Origin of the sequence: Fodinibius salinus (assembly GCF_008124865.1) — a bacterium.
Classification (GTDB): domain Bacteria; phylum Bacteroidota; class Rhodothermia; order Balneolales; family Balneolaceae; genus Fodinibius; species Fodinibius salinus.
In genome coordinates, this window is sequence record NZ_VNHY01000005.1 from 88,118 (window position 1) to 110,758 (window position 22,641).

The 22,641-nt window shown below is 42.1% G+C and carries 15 protein-coding genes and 1 tRNA gene; 6 read left to right on the top strand and 10 right to left on the bottom strand.

Annotation, left to right across the window (positions count from 1 at the left end; genetic code table 11):
• Nucleotides 1–60 precede the first annotated feature (60 nt).
• The 4 genes from LX73_RS12570 (at nt 61) to LX73_RS12585 (ending at nt 2,925) form a co-directional block, all read left to right on the top strand.
• Nucleotides 61–855 (top strand): biotin--[acetyl-CoA-carboxylase] ligase, encoded by a 795-nt coding sequence (locus LX73_RS12570; RefSeq protein ID WP_170245692.1) that lies wholly within the window; start codon nt 61–63, stop codon nt 853–855.
• Complete coding sequence (gene tilS, locus LX73_RS12575; RefSeq protein WP_148899875.1) at nt 827–2,188, top strand: tRNA lysidine(34) synthetase TilS; 1,362 nt, start codon at nt 827–829, stop codon at nt 2,186–2,188. Before LX73_RS12570 ends, tilS begins: the two co-directional genes overlap by 29 nt.
• A gap of 6 nt (nt 2,189–2,194) precedes the next feature.
• On the top strand, nt 2,195–2,752 hold the full coding sequence (hpt, locus tag LX73_RS12580; protein ID WP_148899876.1) for a hypoxanthine phosphoribosyltransferase: 558 nt from the start codon (nt 2,195–2,197) through the stop codon (nt 2,750–2,752).
• A gap of 83 nt (nt 2,753–2,835) precedes the next feature.
• Nucleotides 2,836–2,925: transfer RNA gene (locus tag LX73_RS12585), tRNA-Ser, on the top strand.
• A 162-nt stretch (nt 2,926–3,087) separates the two neighbouring features.
• On the opposite strand, the gene LX73_RS12590 is transcribed toward LX73_RS12585, so the two are convergent.
• The 3 genes from LX73_RS12590 to LX73_RS12600 form a co-directional block, all read right to left on the bottom strand.
• Nucleotides 3,088–5,439 carry an FUSC family protein gene (locus tag LX73_RS12590; protein WP_148899877.1) on the bottom strand — a complete coding sequence of 784 codons (2,352 nt, stop codon included), beginning with the start codon at nt 5,437–5,439 and terminating at the stop codon, nt 3,088–3,090.
• A gap of 238 nt (nt 5,440–5,677) precedes the next feature.
• Nucleotides 5,678–6,097, bottom strand: a complete 420-nt coding sequence (locus LX73_RS12595) for a secondary thiamine-phosphate synthase enzyme YjbQ (RefSeq protein ID WP_148899878.1) — start codon at nt 6,095–6,097, stop codon at nt 5,678–5,680.
• An 82-nt stretch (nt 6,098–6,179) separates the two neighbouring features.
• The gene (locus tag LX73_RS12600; RefSeq protein WP_148899879.1) at nt 6,180–6,956 is read right to left on the bottom strand and encodes an SDR family oxidoreductase; all 777 of its coding nucleotides are present in this window, start codon (nt 6,954–6,956) and stop codon (nt 6,180–6,182) included.
• A gap of 216 nt (nt 6,957–7,172) precedes the next feature.
• On the opposite strand from LX73_RS12600, the gene typA reads away from it, so the two are divergent.
• Nucleotides 7,173–8,993 carry a translational GTPase TypA gene (gene typA / locus LX73_RS12605; protein ID WP_148899880.1) on the top strand — a complete coding sequence of 607 codons (1,821 nt, stop codon included), beginning with the start codon at nt 7,173–7,175 and terminating at the stop codon, nt 8,991–8,993.
• A 94-nt stretch (nt 8,994–9,087) separates the two neighbouring features.
• Here the strand turns inward: typA and LX73_RS12610 are convergent, their stop codons facing one another.
• From LX73_RS12610 to LX73_RS12625, 4 genes are all read right to left on the bottom strand, one after another.
• Nucleotides 9,088–9,564, bottom strand: coding sequence for a DUF2306 domain-containing protein (locus LX73_RS12610; RefSeq protein ID WP_148899881.1), 477 nt, complete (start codon nt 9,562–9,564; stop codon nt 9,088–9,090).
• 11 nt (nt 9,565–9,575) lie between these two features.
• Entirely contained in the window at nt 9,576–9,878 is a 303-nt protein-coding gene (locus LX73_RS12615; RefSeq protein ID WP_148899882.1) for a winged helix-turn-helix domain-containing protein, read from the bottom strand.
• A 2-nt stretch (nt 9,879–9,880) separates the two neighbouring features.
• The gene (locus tag LX73_RS12620) at nt 9,881–10,456 is read right to left on the bottom strand and encodes a hypothetical protein (RefSeq protein ID WP_148899883.1); all 576 of its coding nucleotides are present in this window, start codon (nt 10,454–10,456) and stop codon (nt 9,881–9,883) included.
• A gap of 249 nt (nt 10,457–10,705) precedes the next feature.
• Nucleotides 10,706–12,613 carry a M61 family metallopeptidase gene (locus tag LX73_RS12625; protein WP_148899884.1) on the bottom strand — a complete coding sequence of 636 codons (1,908 nt, stop codon included), beginning with the start codon at nt 12,611–12,613 and terminating at the stop codon, nt 10,706–10,708.
• Between the two features lie 118 nt (nt 12,614–12,731).
• Between LX73_RS12625 and LX73_RS12630 the strand changes: the two genes are divergently transcribed.
• Nucleotides 12,732–13,190 (top strand): DUF4112 domain-containing protein, encoded by a 459-nt coding sequence (locus LX73_RS12630; RefSeq protein WP_148899885.1) that lies wholly within the window; start codon nt 12,732–12,734, stop codon nt 13,188–13,190.
• A gap of 227 nt (nt 13,191–13,417) precedes the next feature.
• Here LX73_RS12630 and LX73_RS12635 read toward each other — a convergent pair whose 3' ends face one another.
• The 3 genes from LX73_RS12635 to LX73_RS12645 form a co-directional block, all read right to left on the bottom strand.
• Entirely contained in the window at nt 13,418–14,557 is a 1,140-nt protein-coding gene (locus LX73_RS12635) for a hypothetical protein (protein ID WP_148899886.1), read from the bottom strand.
• 53 nt (nt 14,558–14,610) lie between these two features.
• A complete protein-coding gene (locus LX73_RS12640; protein ID WP_170245693.1) occupies nt 14,611–20,901 on the bottom strand; it encodes an Ig-like domain-containing protein in 6,291 nt (2,096 codons plus the stop codon).
• 611 nt (nt 20,902–21,512) lie between these two features.
• The gene (locus tag LX73_RS12645; protein WP_148899888.1) at nt 21,513–22,529 is read right to left on the bottom strand and encodes a helix-turn-helix domain-containing protein; all 1,017 of its coding nucleotides are present in this window, start codon (nt 22,527–22,529) and stop codon (nt 21,513–21,515) included.
• Nucleotides 22,530–22,641: the final 112 nt, after the last annotated feature.

The following is a 22,641-nucleotide window of genomic DNA, read 5'->3' on the forward strand; positions in this document are numbered from 1 at the left end:
AACAAATCTCCGGATAGTGAGAAATTATCCTTGGTAGGATTACAAAAAAAATCCAACATATTGTATTCAACATTTGACCAATCGGTATACCAACAGGAGCTTTCAACGCAGTGGCTGGGACATAGCTTTTCTTATTTTGAGGAACTGGAATCTACCAATTCACATGTCAAAAATATATCAGCTGAAGAGGTAACGCACGGAATGGTTTGCCTGGCCGATGATCAGATAAAGGGACGCGGACAGTACGAGCGTAATTGGGAATCAGAGTCGGGAGAAAATCTGACTTTTTCGCTGGTCTTTCGTCCGCAGACCACCGATCGGTTTCATGTTTTAACTCTTGCTTGTGCCTTGGCAATTGTCGATTACATTGATGAATTGCTGCCTAATTCGAACGTGTGTATCAAGTGGCCGAACGATGTAATGATAGATCAGAAAAAAGTTGCCGGTCTGTTAACCGAAACCATGTTTAGCGGTAATACTCTTGATCGATTGATTATAGGTATCGGCCTGAATGTGAACCAAAAAGCGTTTTCATCCGAAGTATCAGGCAAAGCTACCTCTATTGCCATTGAAAAGGGACAGACTGTTGAAAGGGAAAATTTATTGAGCGAACTGCTTAGCCGCATTGAATATAATTATAACTTGTGGCAGCGTCGCCGGCAGGATTTGCTTAAATCCATCAACAGAAATATTATCGGTTATGGCCAATGGATAGAACTGATTGTTAACGGTCAGCTCTTGGAAGATACCTTTAAGATGCTTGGTATTAATAAAGCCGGACAGTTGGTAGTATTAGGCGAAGACGGTGAACTAAAATCATTTTCGTATGAGCAAATCCGACTTGTCACTGATTGAGCAAAAAATCCGTACGAATATTGATCGCTATTTTTCTGACGATCAGCGTGCCCAATTTGTGATTGCAGTAAGTGGCGGTATGGATTCGATGTGCCTGCTCTATGCGTTAAACAAACTCGGAATTTCGGGATGGGTTGCGCATGTTAATTACCAGAAGAGGGGAACGGCATCTGACAAAGACGCCGACCTTGTAGAACAGAAAGCGGCCAAATGGGGATTCCAGTGTCATAGTATTGTTGCGGATCCCGCTGAAGCCGAGGGAGACAATTTTCAACAGTGGGCGCGTGATTACCGCTACCGTTTTTTTGAACAGTTGATGCAAAAGCACGATGCCGATGGTATTGCTTTAGCTCATCACAAAGACGACCAGGTGGAAACGATTTTGCAGAAGATCTTTCGCGGCGCGGGATTGGCCAGTTGGTCGGGGATGGGGATTTTGGAAGAGAATATTTTTCGTCCATTGTTGGATGTGTCGAAAGATGAAATTCAGCAGTATGTACAAGGCAATGATATCCCCTACCGCACAGATGAATCAAATTTGGAGAATAATTTTGCCCGCAATTTTTTGAGAAATGAATGGCTCAACAAGCTCTCTGATTTTTTTCCGGGATGGAAAGAAAATGTGCTGAGTATTGGCCAATCAGCCCAACATTACGAACAGGCGATTGGTTATATAGCTGATCAGGTTAGGGATGGTCGTGGTATCGATCGCGATGAATTTGATTCGTTGGAATCCGGCCTGCAGAAAGCGGTGGTACTTTGGTTACTGAAAGAGCAGAAACCCGGATTACAAATTTCACAGGATAGCCTTGCCCGGATTGATGAGCTTGCGAATCTGCAAGTAGGTAAAGAAATTACGCTGACGTCTGAATTCTCAATTCTTTGTGATCGAGATTACTATGTCATTGATGATAAATCGGAAACGAATTTTGAGCCGTTAACAATTGAGCAGTGTAAGGTTGAGGAAAATCCATATCTATTTGGTGAGGTTGCAATTTCACTTGGCCGTTATCAAAATCCGGATTTTGGGCAGAAACTTTATCTTGATGCCGAAAAAATCGAATGGCCACTTACTGTACGCTACTGGGAGGAGGGAGATATGCTACAGCCATTGGGAATGGATGGACATCAAAAGGTAGCTGACCATCTGACGAATCGAAAAGTCAGTGCCTCCCGTAAAAACGAGGCTTTGGTGGTTGAATCTTTTGACAAAACAATTTGTGCTATTATCTTTCCGCCAATTAAAAATCAGTCAACACCGGGCACTATTTCTGAGCAAGTAAAATGTGATAACGAAACGAATAACTGCCTGAAAATAACGTACAGAAATTAATACTTCATGTCCTTATACAAACCCGACACCGTTCAATGCAATGGAGAAAAATTCAGCATCTATTTAGAGCAGGATGAAATTCAGGAACGCGTTATCGAGATGGGGAATGAGCTGTCGGAAAAGTATAAGGATAAAGATCCTATTTTTATTGGCGTCTTAAACGGTGCCTATATTTTTCTTTCCGATCTGATGCGTGCTGTTGAAATTCCCTGCGAAGTTGACTTTTTGAAGCTCAGCAGCTACGGAGATGAAAAAGTATCGTCGGGACAGGTAACTGACCTCAAAGATATTGACGCTGATATTGAAGGACGAAATGTAATCCTTGTTGAAGATATTGTAGATACTGGTTTGTCGATGAACTATTTGGTGGATAAGCTACAAAAGAAAAATCCCGAATCTATTGCCACGGTTACACTGCTGCACAAGACTGAAGCTACCCACCATGATGTACAACTTGATTATGTGGGCTTTGAGATACCCACCCTTTTTGTACTTGGCTATGGATTAGATTATGCCCAAGAGGGACGGAATCTTGCTCAGATCTATATCTTAGATGAGGATTAGAATACGGATCATCTGAGCTTCTAGTATTTTTGGTAAAAGCGTTGATTAAAAAGGAAATCTAGCTTATATTTGCGTTCTTCTTTGGAGAGGTGGCTGAGTGGTCGAAAGCGCTCCCCTGCTAAGGGAGTATATCCCTTAACGGGATATCGAGGGTTCGAATCCCTCCCTCTCCGCACAATTACGCCAAGGTTTCGTTGAGCAAACAGCATATGTTTGTTTAGCGAAGCCTTTGTTATTTATAGGGGGGTAACAGGTCTATTGCTCAATTCTTACTGTATTGCTCAGAATCGGTAAGTTTTACATATATCTTACATACCCAATTATGCCTTCCCATTTCAGGCTGAACTTGTTTTAGTATCTACAGGTTCTGAATCGCCAGTATAGCGTTCAGGATAAGCAGCACGATTTAGAACTGAACGGCTAAGTTCAAGCATCCAGCGTAATTGCCTGCTCAAATAATTAAAGTGGGCATAATGTAAATACGTTTCTGTGGGATTCTCGGAGGGCATATCACGGGCCTCCAGTTGTTCTTTCAGGGTATAAATTTGTTTAGAAAGTGCTTCGCTGGCCTCTTCAATTCGATCAGATTTAGCAACTTTACCTTCGGGTGCTGAATGAGAAGATTTTTTCAGGCAGTATTCGGCAAGTTCCAAGTTATCGTGAATGCCTTCCCCAATGATTTCAAACTCTTTATAATGGAACTGTTGATTAGGATGTCGTTGCAAAAATATCCCCAACGATGTAGTTGCAGATAGAATCATATAATTTAGCAGAGCTAAATCGTAGGACAGTTGTGCTCCTTTTTGCTTAGATTTAGGGTCGTCGGCAAGTCGGTGGTACGAAGAAATAACATTGGCCATGTTAACATACGCCTGTTTACGTGCTAGACGGTACTCTTTTTCATCATAGTCTCCTTTAAAAAGATAATTTATGACCCTTTGTAAGTACCTTTTGTTGTCCCGGAGAGAGTGCTGTAATAAGAGCGGAAATTTTTGATATTCCCATGAAGGCCATAAAAACCGTACCGAACCGATTACAAGGACAGCACCTACGATAGTGTCGACCACGCGGAATACTACCATGGATGGTATCTCACGATTTAGAAAACTATACATAAATATCACAAAAATGGTAAAGAAAGAAGAGGCTACAACATAATTACGTACAACGTAGGTAAAGGCCAAAGTTAGAGAAATGCCGAAAATGGCGAGTGATGCCACGTGGGTAGGATCAAGTAGATATAATCCATAGGCAATAATAGCCCCAATGAGCGTGCCGACAATGCGCTGGAAGAAGCGTTTACTGGTAACACCGTATCCCGGCTTCATAACCACAAGTATTGTTAGTAATACCCAATAAGCATTTTGGAAACCTAAAAAATGAGCCAATGAATAGCCGGCTACAGCGGTAGTAGCTGTTCTGATAGCATACCGAAAGTAACTGGAATTAAAGCTGAGGTTATCAATAATACTTCCCCAATTTAATGGGTTTGGCGTAACAAACTGGGGCAAGTCTGTTGTGGATAAGTCGCTAGAAGGTGCTTCATCTGTTACCTCCTGATTCTCTTTATACGTTTTGTAGTCTAGGACAATATTTTGGATTACCTCCACTTTTTGGAGCTGTTTATGCAGGTACAGCTCAATACGCTTTAGGGTGTGGTACGCTTCTTCATCATGTTCTTTGTCGCTGAAAGCATCCTGTTTTAGTTGGATTAAATGCTGTTCCAATGATTCCAGTTCCTCTTGAAGTTTAAGAGGACGCTTGTATTCTTTGTCATTGAGTAAGACTTCAGCCAGCAGATCCATTTCATCGTGAATCTTGTCAATGATTTCCCGAATGATGTTATACTCAGGATAGCGATGGAGTAGATCTCGGACCTTGGGATAATCAATAGGGGTTGCCACGGCAAGTTCATGCATGTCAACAAGTTCAATAAAAATAAGATAGTACCGGCGCCGCTCAGAACTTCGTCCTGATAGCAAAGAGGTGTTGCTGAATAATAGTTCGCGGACACTTTCCTGGGTTTCATTGAGCTCCTGCTGAAGTTGGGCTAATTTGAATATTCCCCGATCATGGTTAACCTCTGGTTCAACAAGAGCCACACGCTGTTGAAAGTAATGTGTAGTTTGTTTCATGCATCGAGCAAGCCGACGGGTGATAGCCCGAGTGCCGGTAAAAAAGTGTATGACCAAAGCATAAACGATATACCAAAGCGACCCACAGAGTAATAGAAAGCAGTGGTGTAATATCTGAGAAACTGAATTAAATCGTCCTATCATACTTATAGCCAGAATAATAGCCAGATATCCCATTATTCCCATAAGAGCATAGCGGAGACTAAAAGGAGAAATATAGGCAAGGCCAAAGATAAAAATGAAGAGTAGCCCCAAGACCAGAAACTGTTGCCCGCCGGCAACGAGCAATAAAAAAGTGATCGAGATCGACAGGGCCGTAGTAATAAGTAGGGCTTTAGCCTTCGATTGGAAAGTTCCTGTAATATCAACGCCTGACACAAAAAAGGCGCCCAGCATCATTTCCAGGCCAATTGTTTCGTAACCCAGCATCTCGCTAATTACAAGAGGAATTAAAGCCCCGGCAGCATGACGCAGGCTAAGATAGAATTGTTCGTCTTGGGAAACCTCTTTTACGTATTGAATCCCCTTTTGGAGTCGCTCAGTGATCCTCAAAATGGTAATGACTCTCTATTGTATTAAACAGGTCTTTCATTTATTACTCCCCAATATAAGAAGTTATCTCCAGCAAAGAAGAGGTAAAAGAATTTTATCTATTTTGATGTTCAATATTAACACCTTCTTCTTCCTCAGGGGAACGTAGCTGGGAAGCCAGTTTTTAAGTCTGAATTACTAAACTCTTTCTCAACTTCACGTTGTTGTTTATTTGATGGAAACCTGTTTTAAAGCGTAATTATTCTCCGTGTAAGGTAACAACCAGTTTCCGCCGCCCGCCGTTATTTCGATGTTCACATAAGTAAATCCCTTGCCAGGTTCCGAGGTTTAACTTCCCGTCGGTTATGGGGATAGATACTGAATGGCCCAGCATGGAGCTTTTAATGTGAGAGGTCATATCATCGGGACCTTCAAGCGTGTGTTCATACATAGAGGTATCTTCGGGTACCATGCGCTTAAAGTGAGTGGCAAAGTCACGCCGTACCGAAGGATCGGCATTTTCGTTGATCGTCAGGCTGGCACTGGTATGCTGGATAAAGATATGAGCAATACCTGTTTGAACCTTTTTGATCTCGGGAATTTCGCTGAGGATCTCATCCGTAATAATATGATATCCCCGTGACTTGGCAGTAAGCGTTATGTTAGTTTGATACCACATCGTTTCAGTTGTCAGTTAACAGTGAACAGTAAGTAAAAAAGTAACATGTCATCCTGAACTAGTTTCAGGATCTCGGTTACACTCATCCAAATAAACCTTGAATATTCCCGCCGTCGTGGCTGATGGTCTGTCCGGTAACGTATGATGCATGTGGAGATAAAATCCAGCCTGTTAAAGATGCCAGCTCTTCTGCTTCGCCCATGCGTCCCACCGGAATAGCAGCTTCCATTTCTTCGCGTACTTCTTCTAAGGATTTGTCCGAACCATCCGCTGCTTTTTCGATCACACGTTCAATCGCAGGTGTGTTATGGGAGCCTGGAGCCAGCACATTAACGGTTACGCCTTGTTTGGCAATTTCCTGAGACAATGATTTTGCAAAACCCACCATGCCGGCGCGAAATGAATTGCTGAGGACCAACGAAGGAATAGGTTGCTTTACCGATTGGCTTTCTACAAATAATATTCGCCCATAATCTTTTGAAGTGAAATATGAGACCAATCTCAACACCAGTTCAATTTTCCAGCGCATTACATTTTCATAAGCCTGGTCCCAATCATAAATAGCCGTTTCCAGTGGACTCAAAGCGGGTGGGCCGCCTGCATTAATCACCACGCCGTGGAGCTGTTCATTGCCTATAGCTGCTTCAATTTTATTGTGTGTTTCATCATTCGTAAGATCTCCTGCTACAATATCGGCCCGGTCGGGATAATCTTCTGTTAGCTCTTTTAGTTTTTGTTCCCGTCGCGCAATAGCAATAACATGAGCACCTTCATCCAGTAGTAATTCTGCAATGGCACGCCCAAACCCACTGCTGGCCCCACAAACAATAAAACGCTGATCCCTGATTTCTAAATCCATAGTTGCTTAAAGTTGTGTTTATTTACCCGTTGTTGAAAAGGTTATATATACTAAAATGAGTGCTGATGAGCAATTAGTACGCTGATATAGAAAGCAGTGAATAATAGTATTTTCTAATAATGAATTGCGCAAATAAAGCCGTATCTTTGCAGGCTTGAATTGTAGAAATTTCAAGATGCCATGCGCTCAAGATTGATTAATTACTAACGACATTTTATGTACAACGATATTAGAAATATAGCCATCATTGCCCACGTTGATCACGGTAAGACCACGCTGGTCGATCAAATGCTGAAACAGAGTGGAACCTTCCGCGAAAATGAAGAAGTGGCCGAGCGCGTTATGGATTCCGGCGATCTGGAACGCGAAAAGGGTATTACCATTAGCTCAAAAAATACTGCCATAAAGTGGGATGACACCAAAATAAATATTGTAGATACACCCGGACACGCAGATTTTGGTGGTGAAGTAGAACGTATTCTCAAGATGGTAAATGGGGTGATTATTCTGGTGGATGCCGCCGAAGGCCCGTTGCCGCAGACCAAGTTCGTACTTCGCAAATCATTGGAGTTGGGATACGAACCCATTGTGGTCATCAATAAGATTGATCGCAAGGATGCGCGTCCTGATGAGGTGCTCAACGAAATTTTTGATCTTTTTGTGATGCTCGATGCCACCAATGAGCAGCTGGATTTCCCCATTATTTATGCCGAGGGTATAAATGGCATTGCCAAGTATGAGCTCGAAGATGATAACGATGATCTTGTTCCACTCTTTAATACCATAATGGAACATATACCGGCACCGGAACAGGAGCTGGATGCTTCCTTTAAAATGCTGGTGAGCAGTATCGACTGGAATGATTATGTCGGACGTATTGGCATTGGTCGCGTAGAGCAGGGTACCATTGAGCAAGGGCAGCGAATTGCACTGCTCGACAGCGATGGAAATCTAAAAGAAGAGGCGAAGGCTACCAAGCTATTTACATTTAACGGGTTGCAGCGCGAACCCGTAGAAAAAGCAGTAGCTGGTGATGTTTTTGCCTTGGCCGGGTATGAGCAAGTAGATATCGGGGATACACTTACTGCTACCACCGATATGACGGCCATCGACTATCCCGATATTGATCAGCCGACTATGGCGATGTTTTTTCGCGTAAACGATTCGCCTTTTGCAGGATTGGAAGGGGAGTACGTAACCTCCAATCAGATTAAAGATCGGTTGATGCGCGAAGATCGTATTAACGTGTCTATTGAAGTAGAGCAGACCGACAATCCCGATATTTATAAAGTTTCAGGGCGCGGAGAATTGCAGTTAGCCATCCTTACCGAGACCATGCGGCGTGAAGGATATGAATTTGCTGTTTCTCGTCCCGAGGTACTCTACAAAGAAATTGATGGCAAGCGCCACGAACCGTTTGAAGAGGTAGTGGTGGATGTTCATAAAGACTATAGTAACCGCGTGATCGATAATCTGCAGCAGCGCAGAGGGATTATGACTTCTATGACGCAAGAGGGCGATAATAATCGTATTATCTTTAACGTACCTTCGCGCGGACTTATTGGATTCCGTGGTGAGATGCTTACCGAAACGCGAGGCACAGGTATCATGCACCAACAGTTTGATTCCTATGAACCATATGCGGGTGAAATTCCTGGTCGCAACAGTGGTACACTAATCTCTTTAGAAAAAGGAGAGGTTACCAGCTATGCGCTCGAAGGTCTGCAAGATCGCGGAACTTTCTTGGTTGAGCCTGGTGACTCGGTATATGAAGGACAGGTTGTAGGGATCAACAACCGCTCTGATGATTTGGTGGTAAATGTGGTGAAAAAGAAGAACCTTACTAATCACCGTGCTACACAAAGTGCAGATGAGGTGAAAATTGCGCCGGCTAAGAAAATGAGTCTTGAGCAATGCATTGAATTTGTTGACGATGATGAACTGCTTGAAGTAACGCCCGAAAGCCTGCGCATCCGTAAAAAGTACCTGAGTTTTAATGAGCGAAAGAAAGCCAAAAAGCAGAATGAATTTGCGTAAAGAATGGGTGCTTTCTTCGTTTTATTTTGCCAAATAGTTCGTTGGGAAATATAGCTTCTACATACCGTATATGTCTGTTAGGCGGTTAGAGAAGTTAATTGCTAAACTCTGCCTCCCAGTAATCTTTACGGTAATAAAACCAGCCCCCGCCGACAAGCATAATGCCGCCGGTACCAAAACCGACCATTTCTAAAAAAGGACTCTCGGGCACGCGAACCAATATTTCACTGATAAATGCAGCATACAATCCTAGTACAGACCAGTACATGAAACTGAAGTGCAGGATTACCCAATCATCAGGTGTACGAAGCAGTGCAGGAATCATGCCACCGGCCAGGGTAGCTCCGCTCACGACGGCTGCCCAGTGAAAAATCCCCGAACCGCCAAACAGCCGGTAGATCATAAAAGCCGTAGCAACTACAATAAGCATAGCCGAAACATAGATATAGCCAATCTTCTTGTGAATTTCTGAGCCTTTTGCCATTGCCAGAATGAGCGTTCCGGTGATGAGTGCAACAATAGATGCTATCAGGTGTAGTCCGCCAATCCAGTCATAAACGATATTTTCCATTGTGTCGATAGTTAATTGTCATTGCTATTTACATCCAGATACTGTTGCAGGGTGTTCACATATGTTTCAAAAGCTTCGATACCTTCGGGAGTGATAGTGTAGGAGGTATTGGGCTTGTTGTCTTTAAAGGTTTTGGTTACCTCAACATAGCCGGCATCCTCGAGTTTGCTCATCTGTACACTGATGTTGCCCGAGCTGGCTCTGGTCTCTTCTTTGATGTATTTATAGTCTGCTTCTTTTACGCTGATCAGCAGCGACATAATGGCTAGCCGCAACTGGGAATGTAGCAGAGGATTAAGGTCATCAAAAGCCATGGTTACCTCTCATTGTTTTTTAGGATATAGCCGGGAATCAGGTATCCGCCGCCTATTGCCACGGTTGTAGCCAATAACTGATAAGGCAGGGGAACCATAAAAGCTACGATGCTCATTACCCAGATAAAGCCTGCTCCCCATTTTAGAGGTTTAAACTTTAGCAGGATTCCACTAAGGAAGACTGATCCCGCCGTTAGTACCAGTATTACTGGAGTGATGTAAAAGTTAATCTTCGCAATAAAAATGAGAATGATAAAATAATTGATCAGAAAAGTGACCCAGATCATTGTCATCAGGTGTTCGCCATAGGTGGCTATCCCTGAGCTTCTGCGGTCGTTAATTCCTTTGACTACCGAAGCGATAATACCGACAACGACAATTGACCATGCCCATTCGGGATGAGCTATACTACTGAACTCCAAAAGCAAGTAATGGCCGAGACTGCCGGCTGCAACAATCCATCCCCACAAAAGCAAGTAAAATGAGCTGTTTTGAATGTGTCCTTTGGCCTGGGTGATCATCTGGTGAATAGTTTGCAGGCGTTGCTGATTGTCTGTTGAACCCTTTTGATTATTCATAGCAAGAGTTTTTAAGTTCTTAAGTTAAACTATAATTAATAATAAAGTACTTTATAATATAAAGCAAAATAACGTTATCAGCCTCAAACGGGCTTTAATAGGTGGGGTTATATTAAAACAATGAAAGGAGCGTTATTCTATGGGGATCAATAGATTGTGAAGGTGGTCTGAAAAACTGAAGTAATAATTTATAAATAAAAAAGCCCTCCGTAGCGAAGGGCTTTTTGAATGTAAATATTACTTGTGCAATTAGTTGCCTAACCACTGTTTGCGAAGCTTGATTTGCTCTTTGGATGCATCATCGATTTCAACGAGTTTCTTTGTCGTAACAGTGGGCTCTCCAACTTTGCCTGATATCTTAATTTCTTCTCCGTCACGGATTACAACCATTGTAATCTTAGTATCTGCTTTCCACTGCATACTTTTGGGGATAAGCTGTCGGATGTTCGATACCGTATATTCCGTGCCATTGATGGACTTTATGATGTCTCCCGATTGAATACCTAAATCAATAAGAGAGGAGTTAAGCTTCATATCTCGGAAAAAGAGTTGTTTTGTCGATTGGTTAGCATCAATAAAGGGTGTTTGGCCATTCAAAAACAGAGACGTTTGTTTCTTTTTGGCTACGCGCTTTAATCCTACTTTATCGAAAAATTTAGAATAGTCAATGGGGGTTGTTCCCACAACATGAGTACGCAAAAATTCACCGACTGAGGGATAAGTCATATTTGCAATTTCGGTAATCAGCTTATCATCAGTAAACGGTTTTTCGACGCCATACTCATCCGAAAGCTGCTTCATCAGAGAAAGCATACTACGCTGTCCATTGCTTTCTTCACGCATTAGAATATCAATACACATACTGATAAGTGCCCCTTTCTGATAAACATTCAGATAATTTGAGGCATAGGGTTCATCAAGAACATTTTCACTCATTTTTGTGAAGCTCATCGTGTCAGCCATAGCCATCGAAGACTCGATTTTCCCATTTATTTTATTGTAAAATTCTTGCTTGGGCTGTAGACCTTCATATACCTGAAAGTGACTGGCAAAATATTCGGTTGTTCCTTCATACATCCACAGATGCTTGGAAAAGGTGGGCGTATTGTAGTCAAAGTTGTGAATATCTTCGGAGTGAACACTTAATGGAGTAACAATATGGAAGAATTCATGAGATACCACATCCGTCATAGTGCTGCTGAGACGAGATTTCTGCATTGCTTCAGGTAATACAACTACCGTTGAGGTATGATGTTCGAGAGCTCCGAATCCAGTAGGAGCCGACTTATTTTGAGGTGCCAGATACAAATAGATATCATAGCGATCAGTCGTTTTTAAATCGCCGAGATAATCCTTTTGAGCCCTCATCATTTTGGCTACAGTTTTCTTTATACTCGAAGCAGGGTGGTTACCATTGGGCGAATAAACGCTCAATACAATAGTAATATCACTCACCTTAAACTTTTCGACGCTGAGGTCTCCATAAAACATTGGGTTGTCAGTAATGTCGAAATACCGATCAGCGGAGTATGTGTTCGTTACTGTTGTACTGTCGCTATTGTAAGAGGTAGAAGTAACCGGCAAAGCCGAGGACTTCTTATAATTGGCAGGAGCCGTAACATTGAGCTTATAGGGATGTTCGTCAAAATTTTCAAAATATCCGATAAAACCATGGAGGTTCAGTACAAAATTATCTTTGGCTATATTCGTGCCTGATGGTGAAAAGGGGGTTGCCTTATCCGTACGCTCAATGTCAAAAGTGTCGTTAACGTAATAGCCTACCTTGTCAAAATTAGCTGCAGGTATAACCCACGTATTTTTTCCTTTTTTACGAGCAGTAATTTGATCTCCCTTATAATTATAGGCCACCAGGCTATCCACAAAGCTACCGAAATTACTTACATCATAGGTCCCCTGAACAACGCGGGGCAGCCGAAATAAAACACTATCAGCTGAAAACTTTCCCGGATCAACTTGAACCCAAACACGGTCGTTGTTGATTTCGGTTAAATCAATAGAAGAAGAAATAGGTACTTTCTTTGCCGACTGTTCCACTTTTTGATTTGAATCATCGGTGTTGTCTAGCTGTTCACCAGTTTTGGGAGAACAGGCAGCTACGATAAAAATGAGTATTAGAAAACTGAGAAGCTTTTGCATGGTTATAAAATACTTAGTGAGTTATAAATAAATATTGTAGTGCTGATTCCGGAATTTTATACTGTTTTCTGCCAACAATGTTACACTATAAAATAATTTTTAACTATTAGAGTCGGTGATGAGCAATAAAGAAACAGATAATACAAAAAAATTAGCGGAGTTACTCGACAGCAAATTTCGAATTCCTAATACCAATATTCGCTTTGGAATTGATCCCATATTGGGGCTTATACCGGGAGCCGGAGACTGGCTGGCGGGAGTAATATCACTTTACTTTTTGATACAGGCAGTTATGATGGGCGGTCGGGCTTCGGTGCTGGGGCGTATGTTTATTAATATTTTGCTGGATGTACTAATTGGATCTATTCCCATTTTAGGTGAGGTTTTTGACATTTATTGGAAAGCGAACCTAAGAAATGCTGAATTGCTGAAAGAACTGAAAGAAAATCCCGAACAAACAACGACTGAAAGCCGGCTGTGGGTTTGGTTTGTATTTGTTCAATTTGTCGTCATTATTATTGCAGTACTATTGCTTATCAGCTGGCTGATTGCAGAACTCATTGGTGCTATTTTATAAATCAGTTTGGTATCCGGTTAGAATAATAAGACGGGTTTGGCAAAACGTTGTGTTATTGCAAATGGAGTGAATGGATGAGCGAAATGTGGGCTTCTCCACTATATTGGGGATCGGCACGGTCCAATATAGTAGGACTCGCGATGACAATTTCATATTATGTGGTTTTGCAAAAAGATTCTAGGAATCAGCTTCACCGACCGGGAGGTATTGATAAAAATTACTGTCTATCAATTTAAGGCAGGCCGACCGGGGGGATCGGGCAGCTCTGAGTCACTGCTTCCAGACAATAGAACGCTTCCAACCGTTATTGCAGCTGAAGCTCCTATACCCATTAATACCCAACGCTTATTGGCTGCGACAAAACCAGGTTTTGAGGAGCGTTTCTTGGTTTCAATGGTATCGAAAGCAAGTCCTTTTTGCCCATTGTACGGGGTTCCTAATGTGGGAGTAGTTATCGATGTAATTGGTGATATTTCGGACTCTAAATATCCTGTTTTAAATGGTTGCTCTTTCCATACTCTTAGTGGAATTGCATCATCATTATCCAGGTTGACAACCATGGCAACATGACCGTTATCCCTGTATGTCCCAGTGGCCCACTCCTGTTGAAAGGTAGCGACAAATGTGTTTTTGACATTTGGGAACTGATAAACTTCTATATGAGAATGTTGGATTTTATATTCAGGAGTATTTTTATCAGTGACATCATTTACAAAGCGTTTGGTTGGTAACACTGTATATTTATAAAAAGGGCCAAAGGAATCTTCATAAGAATAACGGTCAATTCCGCCTTTAACGATATAAGCGTCAGGCGTTAACATTGAAGAAAGCGTTTTGGTACTTTTATTGACAAGTGCATCTTGAAACTTGTGTACCTTACTGATAACTACTTCTCTTTCTTTGGCCGATGCCAGCACCTTACGATCAAGTGCAAACTGATAATTATATATCTCAGGCACTAGTTGAGCATCCGTGAGTTCTGCTTTTCGGTTAAATTTTAAGGAAAGAGCCTGATATTCAAGAGTATCGGTATGGGCTGTTTTGACATATATTTCGCGGACTTCGTAGTTGCCATCAGAATGTGATAATAAATGAAGAGTATCACCCAAACGAATGGAGGTGATTTCATTTGTGTCGATAAGATGGTTTAATAATCCGATAGCTGGATGATTGCCCGGCAATTTAATTCCTTTCCAACCCTGTGGATGATTAATTGATTGGCGAATTTGCAGGATATGATTTTTGATAGCAGGAGCGGCACTATTTGCAGGATTTGCAACAAGCGTAATGTCATTCTGTTGTCCATAACCGGGAATGGTAATACTTAAAAGAAGTATTACAAAAAGTCCTGCTGTAAAGGATTTCATTTTAGGTGTATACTTCAATTGGTTCATATCGATAATTTTTGAGTCAATCATAATTATTTAATCAGTACCATCTTTTTGGTTTGGACTTTCTGTCCCACAATTAAGCGATAGAAATATGTTCCACTGGCTAGGCGAGTACCGTCAAATTGTATCCGATGCCAACCTGCTTTTAATGGTTTATTAACCAGAGTACGTACTTTTCGGCCGAGGATATTATATATTTCTAACGATACATCACTGCGTTTGTTAATTCCGAACTTTATAGTTGTTGTGGGGTTGAAGGGGTTTGGATAATTTTGAGTCAGCGTAATTTCTTGGGGACCCAAATTATTCTGAACCTGTTGTAATTCGGTAGTTGTTCCAACATATATCTCAAACTGTTTGCGCCCTTTGGCAGTCATCAATGAATAAGACTCATTATGCTCCAATATTTTTGAACGTCCTTTTTTGGGATCAGCAATTAATACAGACATATCATTTTTAAGATCCGGTATCTTGGGGGTCCATCTAACTTTCTCTTGTTTCTTAGCTTTAACCTCGATGGTATAGTGCTTGCGATCGCGGTCCAAAACATCGCCCTTGGTGTGTAAGGTTCTTTTTCGCTTCGTTTTATCCTTGTCAATAATTACAGCTCCGAAATTACTGAGCTTTAGTGGGGGATGGTATTGCGTAAAAGTTTTGCTCTTTTTCTTATTTGAATGGTAGATAATATGTACTTTGGCCGGACGTTTTTGGCTCTCCATATCAATGTCAAGAGTAACCTCTTTTGGCCGGGAGACTAGCTTGGTAGTTTCTTTAGAACTTTTTGGTTGTCTTCGTTTTGAGATACTGGTATAAGGTATTTCAATATTAATGTCTTTATCCTCATCATTAAATACATAGTAAGCAGAAAAAGACTCCATCTTCTTGCTTTCGTAGAAACTACCATCATATCCAAAGAGCGTAAGTGAATCTTGATTAAAAGCCATAATCTCATCCCAATTATCTGTACGCCTGAAAGGATTACTAATAATATTCCATCCTGGCTGCAGGCTAATACTATAGGTATCATTGGGGGATGGCTTAACTGCAGGATATGTACCTTGAATATCAAGAGACTGTTTGCTCAATACCCAAAAGCCCATACCAGCTCGAAAAGCAAGTGGTTGGTCTTTGGAATGCTCTTGGAGAAAATTATCTTCGCTGCCATCATCTTTAAATACTTTCCAGTCAGTACCATAATTACCTTCAAAAAATGTTTCTACCGGTATGGTTTCACTTGTTGGCACTCCAACTAGCCGATAATCGAATGAGTCCATTTCTCCGCTGCCGTCTCCAAAAGTAATATGCTCGTCCATTGAACTATTTTGGGGGTCTATCCGCGTGGTAAAGTTTTGTGCTGATGACCAGCGGCTGGAAGTCAATTTGGTTTTTACTCTTACTTGCCAAAAATAGGTGGTGTTGGGATCTAAGTCATTCAATTGTACCGTCTGTTTACTAACCATTGTATCGGTCACCACGGTATTAAAATTATTATCAGTGCTAACTCTCAATTCAAATTGGCCATCTTGATAATTCGAAGTCCAGGACAAGTGTGGTGCAATACTGATATCTTGTTCTTTTTCACCAGGGAAGGCCAGGGTTGGGGGCCCCGCCTTGATAGTAAAAACTTGGGGAGAAGACCATTGCCCGTAGCTTATACTGTTACGAGCTCGAACCCGCCAGTAATAGTTGGTGTTACGCTGGAGGTTACTTTGCAACTGGTAGCTGGATTTGGAAATACCCGATTTAGAAATAACCGAACTGTTTTGGTCAAAAGTGCTAGAGGTAGATACCTGTAGCTGGTAAGTGTCCGATCCTGAAGCTGACTTCCATTCCAGCGTAGGTGTTAAATTAATGATTGCTTCTTTATCTCCCGGTTTTGTAAGTACAACTTTGGGAGGCGCCGTAACATTTACCGTAACATCAAAACTAGTTTGATCAGATTTACTGCCATCACTTGCGCTCAGCGTTATCGTAGCCGTACCGTTTTGACCGGGACTGGGAGTTAGCTCAACAGTTCGATCACTGCCGGTACCATTTATGGTGATATTGTTGTCAGGAAACAACGTCTGATTGTTGGAAGAGGCCGAGACCGTTACATTGGATAGGTTCGTATTTGGATCGTCAACCGTGAAGTCCACCATAAGAGACACGCCATCTTTGTCGATTGTTTGGTCATTTATTGATGATAGGCTCGGTCCGGTGCTCGCCGCCTCATACGCCCCCATATCTACCGTGCCGCCACGAGTGCGTTGGTTCCCGGCAATGTCGGTAGTAATCCCCGAGGGAATGGCATCGTTATCTCCGGCATCAACGGCGGGCGAAGTAAGCTGTAAGACTAGTCCATCGTCGGCCGTAAACCAAGTATTGTCAGCTCCCTTGGGATTCGAAGTATTGACAAACTGAGGATTGGCGTCAATATTAGTGCTATTGCTAAAAGATACCGAATTGCTACTGGCATCCAGATAATAAGTATCGGCTATGGGCCCTGTTGATATTTCTGAAGTCCCTCCGTTAATAAGGGAGTGGCTAATAGTGAGAGTAGATTCTGACGTATTATCTATGTGATTCGCTCCCAGATCTGCCGAGTTGTCATAAAAAATAGTATTGGTGATGAGTGGAGTTGTATCCATACCTTGAGTAGATATAGCACCGCCATTTCCATCTTGATCTGAGGCGTGGTTATTGATAAATACACTATTTATAAGCATTAAATCAGCAGTTTTCCCTGCACCCCATATTCTAACTGCGCCACCTCTACTAAATTCTCCTGATACATTATTACTATAAAAAATGGTATTCATGATGATGGAACTACTTTTGCTACCTATATAAATGGCTCCACCATTACCAAATGATGCAATAGCCGTATTCCCCTTAAAAATGAGTCTGTTTAATATAGGGCTACATTCGCTGCCAGATCCTCCACCCTGACAAAAAAGTCCACCCCCATGTTTTTCAGGATCATTGTTTTTCGCCTGCCCTCCTGTAACGATAAGCCCATCGAGAAGTGTAGCATTGGTTATAACTCCATTATTACGTCCATCTATAAATAGCACGTGATTACTGTTAGTGCCATTAATATGATCCGTGCCGCTAAAGGTATTGGAGTCGCCATCGCTGTCGGTATTGGGGGCAAAAGGATCATCATCCTGATCAATGTCTCCGCTTAGGATTGTTCGATTGCCCGAAATATCGCGGTCGCTTAGCTGGGTTTCTGTCCCGTCGAAGCCGCCATAGATCTTGAGTCCGTCCTGATCGCCGGTAATGGTAAAATAGGCATTTATATCGCCTTGGGTAGGATTGGTACCTTCATCAGGATAATACGTGCCTTCGGCGATCCAGATTTCGTCTTTACCGCCCGCTACCGTTAGGGCATCCTGCAGGTGTTGGAAGGCACTGCCCCACGAGCTGCCATCCCCGCCGGAAGAGGCTCCGGCATCTACATAAATAGTTTCGGCAACATCATTCAAATTTACGGTAACAGATTGCGTGACTGTTTGATTGAATGAGTCCGTGGCTTCAATCGTTAGGGAAAAGGTCTGTGGACCTTTGTAATTCAGGTCAAATGCATCATCAACAGTTATCTTTCCTTCATTATCGATGGCAAAAGCCGAATTCCCATTTCCATTATAATCTTGGTTTCCTGAGCTGATGGCATAAGTCATATTTGCATCTACAGCTCCGCCGTCACCATCCTTGGCATCACTGTCAGTAATCAAGGTTCCCGATGCCGTATGTTCATCGATTGTTTTTGTCACATTTCCGGAAACCATAATTGGAGGATTTCCTGCCAGGTTCACAAATACGGTGGCAGAACTACTGGAAAGTCCAAGATTATCTGTGATTGTAGTGCTTATTTCCCGACTAAACACTGAGACCGGACTTGTTGTGTTTTTATACTGGATTGCACGCAGTAGCTCCTGCACGCGTGCTATTGTGGAATTGGTGTTAAAGTTAATCCTGAGGTCATTGCCAACTGTAATATCATTACCTAGCGTACCTACTATGGTACCTTCTACACTTACATTACTTCCAGACGTAGTTCCTGATACGGATACTGTACCTCCGGTATTTAACTGTAACAGATCTTCTGCAGCATTTGTATTTGCTGATACTGTTACGTGCAAGTTTCCTCCGTTTAAACTGCCCGGGTTATCCACATCAGACAGGGTGGCATTTCCACCGTCATCGAGATTTACCGCCGGCCCACCGACCTCGAAATCTACGGTATCACCATCTAGGTTACCTACGACAGGTGGACTGCCTAAAGTCATCGAAAAATCAGCGGTTACATCCTGATCCCCGCCGTTAGCAGTTCCGTTGTTATCAGAGAGCGTTAGGGTAAAGGTCTGTTGTCCACTGCCTGTAAGTGCTCCCCAGTGCAGGTTGCGGATGAGCGTTTGAATACGAGATGAGGTAGCATCGCTATTAAAATTGATAGTTAAGGTATTTCCGCCCTGTCCATCATTTACTCCATCTACGGTACCTAAAGAGGTACCATTAACCTTGATGGCCTGTCCGGCTGATATTTCTGCATTTCCACCTGCAACTACCGTTGTGCCATCTACGCTAAAGCTCCCGTTGGCGGTATTATTAATATCTTTATCCTTGATCTCTAATAATCCTCCATCATAATCCGGAGAATCTACATTATTTACGGTAGCATCTTTTCCATCATCTATAGTAACTGCAGAGCCTCCAGTTTGTACAGGAGAGTTATCACCATTAAGATTGGTTATCACCGGCGGACTATTAACTGCTGTTAAGCTTACGGTAGAACTGAGTGAAAGCGCTGCCGTATCATCGCCTCCGTTGGCTGTTCCACCATCGTCAGTAATCTCTGTAATCGTAACGATACGATCTGAGCCTGTTGTGGGGTCGCCCGAAGTGTTTCGATATGCTAGTTCCTCTACCAGTGTTTGCAGCTGGCCAGTAGTCAAGCTTGCTCCGCTAAAGCTTATCGTAGCAGTACTGCCTGATACTGATATATTTACAAAAAGATTATTACCGGCAGTGTTAACCGTATTACCGTCGGTTAAGGCTATGTTGCTGCCGTCAAATCGCAAAATTTCTGAAGCTCCGTCGCTTATATTGGAAATAGTCATTGTTAGGCTCGAGATATATTGCCCTCCCTCAGCATTTGAAGCACTCACTCCACTATATAGATCTACACCCGGGGCAGCATCACCTTCCGTAAAGGCCGGATCATTACCTGTGGCTGACAAGGTAGGTTCATCATTGATATCGGTAATATCAATATTGACGGTAATAGTTGCGGTACCGATGCCATCAGAAATCTGAATATCAAAAGAGTCGGCGCCGCTGTAGTTGGCATTAGGGGTATAAGTAAGTCCCGTAGGGGAAATGGAACCACCGTTTGAAGTTGCGGATGCCGGAAACCCGCCCAGAGATCCGTTCGCAGGGGCAGACGAAATAGACCAAGTGAGATTATCCCCGGAGTCAGTGTCAGTAATATCAAGCAATCCATTAATAGATGTTGCGGAGGCATCTTCGTTAATAGTAAGAGAAGCCGAGCTTCCATCGTTAAAGGTTGGTGCAGTGTTACTACTTGGATTGCCTTGTTTTTCCAGATAGATATTTTGGCCATCACTGCCATTTTCACTTTTATAGTCCCAAATATCTTGGTCTCCGTCGTTGTCAAAATCTGCAACTATGGTACTACTTGCCGCCCAAAAAAGATTATCGTCGGCTATTCCACTAAACGGGTTGGATGATCCGGTAACTTCAGAAAATGATCCGGAACCGTTATTGGCGTAAAAGCTGAATGTGGCATACGAATTATCATCATACCCCAACACATCTATATCCCCGTCATTGTCAAAGTCACCGGTAATAATGCCGGTATCAACATCAGGTATTGCTGATAGGGGATTGCTTCCTCCGGATTTCGAAGAGGTAAAACCGCTGCTGGTATTTTCCAGATAGATATTTTGGCCATCACTGCCATTTTCACTTTTATAGTCCCAAATATCTTGGTCTCCGTCGTTGTCAAAATCTGCAACTATGGTACTACTTGCCGCCCAAAAAAGATTATCGTCGGCTATTCCACTAAACGGGTTGGATGATCCGGTAACTTCAGAAAATGATCCGGAACCGTTATTGGCGTAAAAGCTGAATGTGGCATACGAATTATCATCATACCCCAACACATCTATATCCCCGTCATTGTCAAAGTCACCGGTAATAACGCCGGTATCAACATCAGGTATTGCTGATAGGGGATTGCTTCCTCCGGATTTCGAAGAGGTATAATCTGTTTGTGCATATAGATTTGATGATAAACAACTAAATATTATCACCAGAGATGCCAGGGGTTTTATTAAATAATGGATTGAGGAAATGAGTCTTTTAAACTGAGATATAATGTGATACTGGTTGTTGTTGAACATACGAAAAGCCGTCCCTTTTGTTTGATATCGTTATTAAAAGCCACCAATGATATTATAGTTAGGCATCTTTATAGGGGAGGGGTACTCCAGAAAGAATACTGCAAAAGTCCGTTCACTACAATGGGAATAATGTAATAGCGCGTAGAGTTGAGGAGATACTTCTGTTATTGCAGTGTAATCTGAATTACGCAAGTATCATATAAGTCACCAGTCCCCATAATCACCAATCCTATAAGATCAACGTAATATTCTGTCCGTTTTCTGCGCTACAAGAAAACAAATTACAGCTAAAAAATATATTCATATAAGCTCAAATTGAAGTAATCAGATTAGCCCAACCTTTTTTATGATGCCTGTGTTAATGGAAAGGTGGAGTTAAAGCCTATAGAGGTAGATTATGGAGGGCTATATTATTGGGGAGTATAAAAGTAAAAATGCGAACGGATTGGTTTCGGCTATTTTAAACGGTAATAAGACGTTGGGATAGTGCAGGATAGGTCTTCCGGCACTTAGCCGATTTGCTATTCTGTGGAATATTGTTGCTGATATCTTCCCGGCGTGATATCAAACTCTGCTTTAAATGCCCGAATAAAATTCGAGGCATTGTCAAAACCAAGTTGGTAGGCTACTTCTGACACAGTAGTTTTTGTTCCTTGTAACTTTTTTTGTGCCAGTTGCATCTGTTTATGACGGTAGTACCGGAAGGGAGTGGTGTTCATTTCTTGTTTGAAGTGCCGCTTTAACCCAGATACAGATATTCCAAATTGGGCAGCCAGAAAATCCATGCCGGGGAAAGGCATCTTAAGATAGTCGTCCAAATATTCGGCTACTTGTTGGGCTACATTCACAGGTAGGGAAGAAGGCTCCATTGGATTTTCTATCTGTAATTGAAATAGCATATCCAGCGTATTGCTAATATGGGTAAGTATTTGCAGTTTATTCGTGGGCGTTGATGAAGGATCACCCACCGTTTGTGCTAATTGCTTGATTTTTGATTTAATGGGAGACGGCGCCTGTGGTAGGAGAAACATCAGGTCATTTGGCTCATCGATAATTTTCTGCAGACGAGGATGAGAGATGTGTTGCTTGTTAATGTACTGGTCAATGAAGTTGTGACTGATAACAATTTGCAGATTTTCTTCGTGATAGCCAGCCGGCAATTCGGTAACGTAATTGGCATAATTGCTAAAAAGGGCAATCGTGCTTTGGTACATATCATAATGATCGTCACCGGAGATCAGCCGAGCGGACTTATTTTGATTAAGTAAGTATTTGAGCGTATAAAATTTACCCTCATGTCGCGGAAGCAGTTCCATCCGGTGTTTAGCATAGCAATGGGTTTTTTGATGCAGAATTAACACATCATCACCCAGCAACTGATAAGAAAAGGTGAAGGAATGGTAATCGTTATCCGCCGTGTAGATATTCTTTGTAGGGTTATGGTCTAGTAGGTCGCTCCATTTATCCATTATAGTATGGAAGTCAGAGATCGGGAAAAACTGTTGCTGTAGCTCAACAGTATTCTGTTCTTCTTGCATAAATATATGGAGTATCCCTAATTCGCCTTGTATATTTTTATTGTTGATTTAGGTTAACAAAAAGTGAATTAAATTTCAGAATTCTAATAACAACCCCCATAAACAATAAAAG

Bases quoted from the DNA above. Each gene is read 5' to 3' on its own strand.
- LX73_RS12620 (WP_148899883.1), bottom strand. From the start codon at position 10,456: ATGAATAATCAAAAGGGTTCAACAGACAATCAGCAACGCCTGCAAACT.
- LX73_RS12630 (WP_148899885.1), top strand. From the start codon at position 12,732: ATGAGCAATAAAGAAACAGATAATACAAAAAAATTAGCGGAGTTACTC.
- LX73_RS12600 (WP_148899879.1), bottom strand. From the start codon at position 6,956: ATGGATTTAGAAATCAGGGATCAGCGTTTTATTGTTTGTGGGGCCAGC.
- LX73_RS12595 (WP_148899878.1), bottom strand. From the start codon at position 6,097: ATGTGGTATCAAACTAACATAACGCTTACTGCCAAGTCACGGGGATAT.
- LX73_RS12625 (WP_148899884.1), bottom strand. From the start codon at position 12,613: ATGCAAAAGCTTCTCAGTTTTCTAATACTCATTTTTATCGTAGCTGCC.
- LX73_RS12645 (WP_148899888.1), bottom strand. From the start codon at position 22,529: ATGCAAGAAGAACAGAATACTGTTGAGCTACAGCAACAGTTTTTCCCG.
- typA (WP_148899880.1), top strand. From the start codon at position 7,173: ATGTACAACGATATTAGAAATATAGCCATCATTGCCCACGTTGATCAC.
- LX73_RS12610 (WP_148899881.1), bottom strand. From the start codon at position 9,564: ATGGAAAATATCGTTTATGACTGGATTGGCGGACTACACCTGATAGCA.
- LX73_RS12635 (WP_148899886.1), bottom strand. From the start codon at position 14,557: ATGAAATCCTTTACAGCAGGACTTTTTGTAATACTTCTTTTAAGTATT.
- hpt (WP_148899876.1), top strand. From the start codon at position 2,195: ATGTCCTTATACAAACCCGACACCGTTCAATGCAATGGAGAAAAATTC.
- tilS (WP_148899875.1), top strand. From the start codon at position 827: ATGAGCAAATCCGACTTGTCACTGATTGAGCAAAAAATCCGTACGAAT.
- LX73_RS12615 (WP_148899882.1), bottom strand. From the start codon at position 9,878: ATGGCTTTTGATGACCTTAATCCTCTGCTACATTCCCAGTTGCGGCTA.